Origin of the sequence: Mycobacterium sp., assembly GCF_049683935.1 — a bacterium.
In the GTDB taxonomy this organism is placed as follows: Bacteria; Actinomycetota; Actinomycetes; order Mycobacteriales; family Mycobacteriaceae; genus Mycobacterium.
On record NZ_JBAUJR010000248.1, the window covers coordinates 1 to 8,775 of the forward strand.

Here is an 8,775-nt window from a genome sequence, read left to right on the forward strand (position 1 = left end):
AGGCGCACCAGTAACACCGAGATCAGACCGCGGCGTTCGAGCATGGCGTCGATCGTGGCGATGCGGGCCCACCGGATGCGGGACACCCCGTCGCGGCCCAGGGACCGGGCCAGCAGAAACGCCACCCACGCGCCGAGTGTCGCGGCGAACACCACCACCGCGGCCCCCACGGCCAGACCAAACAGAAGCCCGCTGGCGATGGTCAGGGCACTGGCCGGAAACGGCGTCAGGGTCGCTCCGGCGTAGACGGCCACGAATACCACCACCCCCCAGGCACCCGCGGCGGCCACCTGGTCGCGCAGCGTGGCTGGATTGGGCAGCTCGGTGGTGAGCGCCAGCGCGATCCCACCTCCGATGAGAAGGGCGAGGACCGCCGCCTTGAGTCGGTAGTCGATCCGCGTCCGCGGTGGTGCTGCGTCGCGTTCTGGTGTCTGCATCAGGCTCCATCGTCGTCGGTATTCACGATGGGAAGGCTTCGAGAGCCTCACTGTGTTCCCGTAGGCGAAGATTGCGTCGAAACTGCGCGGCCGCTCAGTGGGGTGGCCCGCCTGTCAAGAGGAGTTCTCGTGTCTCACCAGCCAACGTACGGCTCATGACCATGCGGCGGGGCTCTTTCGTTGCGGTGTCTCTGGTGACCGCGGTGTGCACCCTGGCCGCGTGTGCCGCTCCCGATCCCGACCCCGTTCAGGCAGCACCTGCGTCGTGGTCCGAGATTGCGGACCAGGCGAAGGGGCAGACGGTGGCGCTGTGGATGTACGGCGGCGACGAGCAGGGCAACACCTATGTCGATGACGTCCTGGCACCGGCCGCCCTGCAGGCCGGAGTGACGTTGCGTCGGGTGCCGATCGCCGACACCGGTGACGCGCTGAACCGGATCCTCGCCGAGCGGCAGGCCGGCGTCACCGACGGTGACGTCGACCTGGTGTGGGTCAACGGGGACGACTTCGGGACCGGTAAGCAGGCCGGTGCCTGGCTGTGCGGGTGGACGGAGTCGCTGCCCAACATGGCGCTGACTGATCCCGACGACCCACTGTTGGCCAACGACTTCGGCACCCCCGTCGACGGGTGCGAATCACCCTGGCACAAAGCGCAATTCACTTTGGTCTACAACGCCGAGACAGTCCCGGACCCGCCGACCGATTTCCTCGGCGTGCTGGACTGGGCGCAGGCCAACCCCGGACGGTTCACCTACCCGGCGCCCCCGGACTTCACCGGGTCGGTCTTCATCCGCGAAGCCCTCATCGCCGTCTCCGGCGGCCCGCAGAACGTCCCGCTGCAGTTCTCCCAACAGGACTACGACCGGCTGGCGCCACCCCTGTTCGAACGACTGAACGCGCTGAAACCCGACCTGTGGCGTGCAGGGGCCACCTATCCGCAGACGTCCTCAGAGCTCAACGACCTCTACGCCGGCGGCCAGGTGGACATGACGATGACCTACGGACCCGCGACCCTGACCGAGTTGGTCGCCGACGGCACCTACCCCCCGCAGACCACAGTGCTGACCCTGACGGACGGCACCGTCGGCAACGCCAGCTTCCTCGCCATCCCGTCCACCTCCGGCAGCAGCGCCGGGGCGAGGGTGGTCGCCAACTTGGCCCTGTCTCCGGAACAGCAACTGGCGAAGGCCAAACCCGAGGTATGGGGTCAGTTCACCGTCCTGGACCTGGCCCGGCTCTCCGCGTCGGACCGCGCCGCGTTCGATGCGCTGCCCGCATCACCGGTGGTGCCGCCGTACGACGTGCTCGCGCGCGACGCCCATGCAGAACTGGCCGCCGAGTGGGTGGCACCGCTCGACGAGGGATGGCGCCGCAATGTCCTCGCGGCCGACTGAATCGGCAGCGTCCTGGCGCGCGGCGCTGTGGGTTCTACCTGCGGCGGTACCGGTCATCGCCGTCCTCCTCGGCGGCCTCGGTTCGGCGCTGTTGCAGAGCCTGGGCCTGATGCCGCTCGTCGGGGCGCCGGCGCTGACAGTCGACGCCTACCGCGCCAACGCCGACGACATGGCGACGTCCGCAGCGTTGTCCGTCGCGATCGCCACCGCGGCGACAGTGATCGGGGTTGTGGTCGGGGTCGCCACGGCCCTGACCGCGGTGGGGGGTCGTCGCGCGGCACTGTCGGCGGCAACGATCACCGTCCCCGTCCCGCACCTGATCGGCGCCGCGACCATGGGCCTGCTGCTCGCCGATTCCGGGCTGTTGGCGAGGGTGTTCGGATTGTCTGACGGCGGCTGGCCTGCCCTGGTCGGCGGCCGGTGGTGGATCGCTGTGGTCCTTGAGTACGCCTGGAAGGAGTCCGCGTTCATCGCCTTGGTGGTGGCGTCTGTGCTGGCCACCCGCGTCGCCGGCTATGACGAGACCGCCGCCATGCTCGGAGCCTCGCGGCGTGCCCGGCTGCGGTTGGTGACATTTCCGCTGATCCGCCCCGCCGTGGTGGCCGCGGCGACCATCAGCTTCACCTACACCCTCGGCTCCTACGAGGTGGCGCTGTTGCTCGGCCGCGCTTATCCGGAACCGCTTCCGGTGATGGCGATTCGGCTGTTCACGTCGATCGACCTCGCCACCCGGCCCCAGGCAGCCGCGGCGGCCGTCGTCACCGCAGTGCTGGCGCTGCTCGCGGTGGCCGGCGCGCTGACCATGTTGCGGCGATCGGCGATCTGGCGGTGACCGCGTGGGCCCGGACCGCCACGGGACGAGGGGTTCGCGCGGCGCTGGTGCTGTGGTTCCTGCTTCCTCTGGCCCCGATTCTGTTGTGGGCGTTCGCGAATCGATGGCCCTTTCCGGATCTGCTGCCGCAGCAGTGGGGTCTGGACGGGGTGCGTAGCGGGCTCACCGCGGGCGCCCCGCACGCGTTCGTCGTCTCGACAGCCATCGGGCTCGCGGTGGCGGCCATCGCCACCCCCGCCGGTGCACTCGCGGCCCGCGCCTTGGCCTCTGGCCGGCTGCCTTTTCCGCGTCTGATCGAAGCCGTGCTCTTCGCGCCGCTCGTCCTGCCCGCGTTCGCGGTGGCGATGGGATTGGACGTGCTGGTCCTGCGTACCCGCGTTCCGAGTCCCCTCGCCGTCGTCGCCGTGTTGTCGGTGGCCGCGATTCCGTACACCACCTATCTGATGCGGGCCGCCTTCGGCGCCTACGACATCGGCTTCGAGGAGGAGGCCCGCACGTTGGGTTCATCCCGCGTGACGGTGTTGCTGCGGGTGCAGATTCCGCTGCTGGCGCCAGCACTCTCCGGTGCGGCGTTCCTGGCGTTCCTCGTCGGATGGAGTGACTACGTCGTGACTCTGCTCATCGGAGGTGGACGGGTAGTCAGCGTCCCCATCTTGGTGGGCTCGTTCGCCGCAGGTACCGGAAATAATGCCGTCGTCGCGGCGCTGTCACTGGCAGCGGTGGTTCCGCCGTTGATTCTGCTCGTGGTGGTCGCCCGTGCCGGACGCCGCACGCAGACCCCGGCATGAGTACCCGACTGGGGCTACGGGACCTCACCCGCCGCCACCCGGGCCAGCCGGTACCGGCGATACGTGGGCTCGACGTCGACGTCGACGGCGGCGCATGCCTGGCACTGCTCGGCCCGTCGGGATCCGGAAAGAGTACGGCGCTGAGGCTGATCGCCGGGCTGGATACGCCCACCCGCGGCAGCGTGCTCCTTGACGGCGAGGATGTGACCGACACACCCGCGGAGAAGCGCGGCATCGCGATGGTGTTCCAGCGGCCGCTGCTCTTTCCGCATCTGTCGGTCATCGACAACGTCGCCTTCGCCGCGCGCGCCGCGGGGCTTTCCCGCCGGGACTCCAGGGCAGCCTCGCGGCGGTACCTCGAGCTGGTCCAGCTGAGCGATCTCGCCGATCGTTCCGTCGCCGACATCTCCGGCGGACAAGCTCAGCGGGTGGCGCTGGCCAGAGCGCTGGCCGCCGAGCCCAAGGTGCTGCTCCTCGACGAACCGTTCGGGGCGTTGGACAGCGCCCTACGCGGCGACATGTATGCGCTTCTGCGAGCGGTCAGGGACGAACTGAACCCCACCATCGTGTTGGTGACACATGACCAGTCCGAAGCGGCCATGGTCGCCGATTCCCTTGCGGTACTCATTGGCGGTGTACTGGAACACCATTCCGACGTGCAGACCGCATACGTGCGGCCGTCCACGCTGGCGGTGCATCAGTTGATGGGCGGGCTGAACGAGATTCACGGGTGCGTCGCCGCCGGGGTGCACCACTCCGACCTGGGTCCGCATCCGCTGCCGACGGCTGCGCGCCTTCCGGACGGACCCGCCGTGTTGGTGTTTCGGCACGAGATGGTGCGCCTGACCTCCGCGACCGACACACCCGTCACGGGCACCATCACCTCGCTGCAGCCCGCCGGCATCCGACGCTTGGCCTGCGTGCGCATCGGTGAATCGTCGGTGTTCGCCGAACTCGAACCGCAGGTGAACCTCACCGTCGGCGCCGACGTCGGGGTGCAACTGCCCGCGGATGCGCTCCATGCGATCAGCACCCAGTCGTGAACTGGGCTGTGGTACGGCCGATCCGGCCGCCGTGAGACGTCAACAGGCGAGATCCACGGATACCGTCGTACCTACTACCGTCGTGGTGTGATCGGTGCCGGCTCCCGCGACACCGGAGTCCATTCGGATGATCGTCGGGACTAGGCGAGTTCCACTAATGGTGCGGTGGTACAACGGGGCGTTGCCGGTCTTGTTCATGACGACCGTGTAGCCGCTCGCCTGAAGCTTCTGCACGGTGTCACCCACCGAGGCGGGGCCCGCTGGGACCCGCCTCAGCGGGAGACGCGTGTCCGATGGCGGCGGTGGAGACGAGTGTGACGGCAATCGTGACGACGGGGTGACTCTTTTTGAGCGTATCCATTCTGCGAGGGCGAAGCATGATCACCCGACTAGCTCGTTGTGCGCTACCGAAATGTCAGCATCCTGAATAGGTTTGGGTGAGCTGAGTGTCCAGACGCGACAAATGGGAGCTAGTGTCCGATCGGGCGTATCTGTCACCGTGCTGACAATCACCGGGGAGCCGGCTCACCCGGGGTATTTGATGGGACGAGGATCCGAACCAAGGGGGTCGCCGCGATGATCCGAGCCGTGTGGAACGACGCAGTGTTGGCGGAGGCGGTGCACACCGTGCGCCTCGAGGGCAACGACTACTTTCCGCCGGAGGCGCTCCGCCGCGAATACCTCACCGAAAGTTCGGCGACTACCGTGTGTCCGTGGAAGGGTACGGCCCACTATTACACGGTGACCGTCAGCGGTGAGGTGAACCCAGAGGCAGGGTGGTACTACCCGAGTCCGAGTCGCCGTGCACGCCAGATCAAAGATCACGTCGCGTTCTGGCGCGGAGTGCGGATCGAGAGGGACGAGGCTGCTTCGGTCGCCGACCGAGCGCGAGCATGGCTGCGCGGCAAGCCGTGAGCAAAGCGTCGCTGAGCGCACCTGTCCGAAGGCGACGACTCGTCAAGTCGGACGGGCTGCCGATGTGGGGCATCGGATTCGCAAGCGGGCTGGTGGGCATTTTGTGCTGTGTCGGCCCCACCGTCCTCGCGGTGTTCGGAATCATTAGTGCTGGAATGGCATTCGTGTGGGCGAACGATTTGTACGACAACTACGCGTGGTGGTTCCGCCTCGGCGGCGTCGCCGTCCTCGGCCTTCTCGTCTGGGTATCGCTGAGGCGCCGCAATCAGTGCAGCCTCGCCGGCGTGCGTCAACGGCGGTGGCGACTGCTGGGGGTGCTCGCGGTCGCGGTCGGCACGTACGTAGCGTTGTACGCCGTGACCACCTGGCTCGGCGGCTTCGCATGACACTCGATTTCTCACCGGACCGCGACCTCTACCCCTTCACATCGCGATGGTTCGACAGCTCGCAGGGTCGGGTGCACTACATCGACGAGGGCAGTGGTCCACCGCTGCTGCTCTGTCATGGCAACCCGACGTGGAGCTTTCTCTACCGTAACGTCATCGTGGGCCTGCGCGACCGGTTCCGGTGCATCGCCCCGGACTACCTGGGCTTCGGACTATCAGACCGTCCGAGTGGGTACGGCTACACCGTGCAGGAGCACGCCCGCATCGTGGGCGAGCTGGTGGACTTCCTGGATCTGGACGGCTATATGTCGATGGGACAGGACTGGGGAGGCCCGGTCACGATGGCGGTCGACACGGCCCGCGCCGACCGGGTACGCGGAGTCGTACTGGGCAACACGTGGTTCTGGCCGGCTGACCGACTGCGGATGAAGGCATTCAGCAGGGTGATGTCCAGCCGTCCGATGCAGCGCGCGATCCTGAACCGGAACTTCTTCGTCGAGAGGCTGATTCCGGTGGGGACGAGTCGAACTTTGACCCCGCTGGAAATGGACCACTACCGGGACGTCCAACCGTCACCGGAGGCGCGACGGGGTGTCGCAGAGCTGCCCAAACAGATCCTGGCCGCCCGACCACTGCTGCAACGCCTCGAACACGAAGTGCCCGAGACGCTGGGGTCCAAACCGGCGCTGTTCGTCTGGGGCATGAAGGACTTCGCGTTTCCACCCGCGCAGACGCTGCCACGGATGCGCGCCACCTTCCCCGATCACGTGGTCGTCGAGCTACCAGGAGCCAACCACTTCATGCAGGAAGACGAACCCGGCCGGATCGCCGCAGCGATCATCGACCGTTTCGGCTGACGTGGCGGTGTCGGCCGGTCGCACGTGGAGTCGGCCGCGCGATGCGGTGGCGATGTTCCTGCGCGGGGCCACGGTACGAACCGCTGGCCCCACCGCGCTGTTCGTCGGAATGGTCCTGTCGTTGGTCAACCAAGGTGCGGTCATCACGCACGGCGATGGCGACGGAGGGACGTGGATTCGGGTCGTGGTGAATTTCCTGGTGCCGTTCTGCGTCGCCAGCATCGGATACCTCTCTGCGCGGCGTGCGCCGCCCGGCGGTGACACTTCATAGGCCGATCTCGGACCAGCGGTGCTAGAGAATGTCTGCGGGCTGACATTGTGTCGCCGTCAGGGCCCACCACGCTGATTGTCTGGACGCTCAGGACAAAGTGCTAGAGGAAGGTCAGTGATGCCGCGAAAACCGAGCAGGATCGCACCGGGCGACAGCGTTGACGTGCGCCAAGTGGACACGGTCAGCTCCGGGCCGGTGACGCTACCCGACCCGCAACGTCTGACCCATCTGCAGTTCCGGCGGTACGCGGGCTGCCCAGTCTGCAATCTGCACCTGCGCTCGTTCGGGCAACGCCACGGTGAACTCGAGGCCGCAGGGGTGCGGGAGATCGCGGTATTCCATTCGACGACCGAGGCGATGACGCCATATCAGGACACGTTGCCCTTCGTGCTGATTGCTGACCCGCAACGGACGCTGTACCGCGAATTCCGGGTGGAGAGATCACTGCGATCAATCGCCGATCCGCGCGCCTGGGCCGCTGCCGCTCGCGGTTGGAACCGCCATCTGCCACCGCAGTCCGACACCGGGGAGGGTGGCCATACTGGGCTGCCGGCCGAATTCCTCATCGCCCCGAACGGCCGGATCCTGGCCTGCAAGTATGGCTCTCACGCCAACGACCAATGGACCGTCGATGAGGTGCTCGACCAGGCTCAGCATCACTAGCGCGGGGTCCGCTCGGAGCTGACCTCGACGCCATTCCAGAAGGCGACTCGGCCCTTGATGCGCCGCGCCAGCGGGGACGGGCGTCGATAGGTGAATGCTGCGCTGCGCAGCGTGGCGCCGTCTGTAGCCACGTCGTAGTAGCTGGCGATCCCCTTCCAGAAGCACAGACTTTTCGCCTTGTTCGCGACGAGAACGCCTTCGGCGATATCGCTTTCGGGAAAGTACACGTTGCCTTCGACGATCACTGGATCGTCGGTGGTGGCTATCACGGTGTCTCCGACACGTGCGGTGGCGCTGGTCATAGGAGTCCTCTTCCTCATTCGTTGTGGGCGAGTGGTTTTCAATGCGGGAGCGGGGCGGGAGGGGGCCTGCTTCGACCCCCGCCCCGACCCGCTACCCAAAGATCCGGCTAGGCGCTGCGGCTCCGGGTGAACGGCAGCAGTGCGAACGCCGTCGCGACACCGAACATGATGTGCTCGACGAGGAACGTGGGGTAGCCCACCATGGAGGCCATGTTGGTGATCGGGTCCCCGGCGGAGAAGATCGTCGCGGCCAAGGGTAGTCCAATCCATGCGCTGACTGCGAAAACAACTGCACCATAGATCATTCCAGCCAGGAGCAGCATCATGCCGCGCAGCTTCGCCATCCGGACGATCACTGCGAACAGGACGCCGTACATCGCGCCCACCATCATGTGGATGAGTGCGCCCACCACGGCGGGACCGAACACGAAGTAGAAGTTCGAACCAGCCATGCCCTGCTCCATGGACGCCATCATCGTCGACGGATCCAAGAGCAGTGAACCGATGTGGTAGAGCGGGGTGAAGAAGCCGGTGTGCTGGTAGGTGGCGGCGGCGGTCATGGCGAACATCGCCATGACCAGAGAACCGATCACACCGGCGACAGCGCCGACGATGAGCGTTCGTCCGAGTCCGGCCTTGAGATCAGCCTGTGTTGGGGTAGTGGATGACATGGCGGTGCTCCCTCGTGGTGTCTCGTGTCGGGGAATTCATCCCCTTGTGGAGGAAACCCGGTGATGGCTGCCGGCCCTTCCCGACGGGCCCCAGTGTTTTTCGCTAGTTGCTTCGGAAGCGGAGCCAGGTCCGTCGCAGCCGGACGAGGATCCCGATCAGCCGGGCTGTCGTCGGCCGTCCCAGCTGTGCTCGGACGTCGGCGATCGCGGCGTTCC

Annotated in this window: 12 protein-coding genes; 9 read left to right on the forward strand and 3 right to left on the reverse strand. The window is 66.8% G+C overall.

What is annotated here, in order from left to right; genetic code table 11:
* Positions 1–437, reverse strand: a 437-nt coding sequence (locus WA965_RS14265) for a TVP38/TMEM64 family protein (RefSeq protein ID WP_526447669.1), incomplete at its 3' end; no start/stop codon positions are given.
* A gap of 155 nt (positions 438–592) precedes the next feature.
* On the opposite strand from WA965_RS14265, the gene WA965_RS14270 reads away from it, so the two are divergent.
* From WA965_RS14270 to WA965_RS14310, 9 genes are all read left to right on the forward strand, one after another.
* Complete coding sequence (locus WA965_RS14270; RefSeq protein ID WP_526447671.1) at positions 593–1,831, forward strand: ABC transporter substrate-binding protein; 1,239 nt, start codon at positions 593–595, stop codon at positions 1,829–1,831.
* Complete coding sequence (locus WA965_RS14275) at positions 1,812–2,663, forward strand: ABC transporter permease (protein ID WP_526298503.1); 852 nt, start codon at positions 1,812–1,814, stop codon at positions 2,661–2,663. Before WA965_RS14270 ends, WA965_RS14275 begins: the two co-directional genes overlap by 20 nt.
* Positions 2,660–3,451: an ABC transporter permease gene (locus tag WA965_RS14280; RefSeq protein WP_526447673.1), complete on the forward strand. Its 792-nt coding sequence runs from the start codon at positions 2,660–2,662 to the stop codon at positions 3,449–3,451. Before WA965_RS14275 ends, WA965_RS14280 begins: the two co-directional genes overlap by 4 nt.
* Positions 3,448–4,494 carry an ABC transporter ATP-binding protein gene (locus WA965_RS14285; protein WP_526303221.1) on the forward strand — a complete coding sequence of 349 codons (1,047 nt, stop codon included), beginning with the start codon at positions 3,448–3,450 and terminating at the stop codon, positions 4,492–4,494. Before WA965_RS14280 ends, WA965_RS14285 begins: the two co-directional genes overlap by 4 nt.
* Positions 4,495–5,070: 576 nt before the next feature.
* Positions 5,071–5,409, forward strand: a complete 339-nt coding sequence (locus tag WA965_RS14290; RefSeq protein ID WP_526303220.1) for a DUF427 domain-containing protein — start codon at positions 5,071–5,073, stop codon at positions 5,407–5,409.
* Positions 5,388–5,795, forward strand: coding sequence for a hypothetical protein (locus tag WA965_RS14295; RefSeq protein ID WP_526303219.1), 408 nt, complete (start codon positions 5,388–5,390; stop codon positions 5,793–5,795). The genes WA965_RS14290 and WA965_RS14295 overlap by 22 nt, the downstream gene beginning before the upstream one ends.
* A complete protein-coding gene (locus tag WA965_RS14300; protein ID WP_526303218.1) occupies positions 5,792–6,652 on the forward strand; it encodes a haloalkane dehalogenase in 861 nt (286 codons plus the stop codon). Before WA965_RS14295 ends, WA965_RS14300 begins: the two co-directional genes overlap by 4 nt.
* 1 nt (position 6,653) lies before the next feature.
* Complete coding sequence (gene nrtS / locus WA965_RS14305; protein ID WP_526303217.1) at positions 6,654–6,923, forward strand: nitrate/nitrite transporter NrtS; 270 nt, start codon at positions 6,654–6,656, stop codon at positions 6,921–6,923.
* A 117-nt stretch (positions 6,924–7,040) separates the two neighbouring features.
* A complete protein-coding gene (locus WA965_RS14310) occupies positions 7,041–7,586 on the forward strand; it encodes a peroxiredoxin-like family protein (protein ID WP_526303216.1) in 546 nt (181 codons plus the stop codon).
* Here the strand turns inward: WA965_RS14310 and WA965_RS14315 are convergent.
* Positions 7,583–7,888: a DUF427 domain-containing protein gene (locus tag WA965_RS14315; protein WP_526303215.1), complete on the reverse strand. Its 306-nt coding sequence runs from the start codon at positions 7,886–7,888 to the stop codon at positions 7,583–7,585. The genes WA965_RS14310 and WA965_RS14315 overlap by 4 nt on opposite strands.
* 107 nt (positions 7,889–7,995) lie before the next feature.
* Complete coding sequence (locus WA965_RS14320) at positions 7,996–8,559, reverse strand: hypothetical protein (RefSeq protein ID WP_526303214.1); 564 nt, start codon at positions 8,557–8,559, stop codon at positions 7,996–7,998.
* Positions 8,560–8,775: the final 216 nt, after the last annotated feature.

What these genes read in the sequence shown, in the direction of transcription:
- WA965_RS14270 (WP_526447671.1), top strand. Translation starts at nt 593, where the DNA reads ATGACCATGCGGCGGGGCTCTTTCGTTGCGGTGTCTCTGGTGACCGCG.
- WA965_RS14275 (WP_526298503.1), top strand. Translation starts at nt 1,812, where the DNA reads ATGTCCTCGCGGCCGACTGAATCGGCAGCGTCCTGGCGCGCGGCGCTG.
- WA965_RS14285 (WP_526303221.1), top strand. Translation starts at nt 3,448, where the DNA reads ATGAGTACCCGACTGGGGCTACGGGACCTCACCCGCCGCCACCCGGGC.
- WA965_RS14290 (WP_526303220.1), top strand. Translation starts at nt 5,071, where the DNA reads ATGATCCGAGCCGTGTGGAACGACGCAGTGTTGGCGGAGGCGGTGCAC.
- WA965_RS14295 (WP_526303219.1), top strand. Translation starts at nt 5,388, where the DNA reads ATGGCTGCGCGGCAAGCCGTGAGCAAAGCGTCGCTGAGCGCACCTGTC.
- WA965_RS14300 (WP_526303218.1), top strand. Translation starts at nt 5,792, where the DNA reads ATGACACTCGATTTCTCACCGGACCGCGACCTCTACCCCTTCACATCG.
- WA965_RS14310 (WP_526303216.1), top strand. Translation starts at nt 7,041, where the DNA reads ATGCCGCGAAAACCGAGCAGGATCGCACCGGGCGACAGCGTTGACGTG.
- WA965_RS14315 (WP_526303215.1), bottom strand. Translation starts at nt 7,888, where the DNA reads ATGACCAGCGCCACCGCACGTGTCGGAGACACCGTGATAGCCACCACC.
- WA965_RS14320 (WP_526303214.1), bottom strand. Translation starts at nt 8,559, where the DNA reads ATGTCATCCACTACCCCAACACAGGCTGATCTCAAGGCCGGACTCGGA.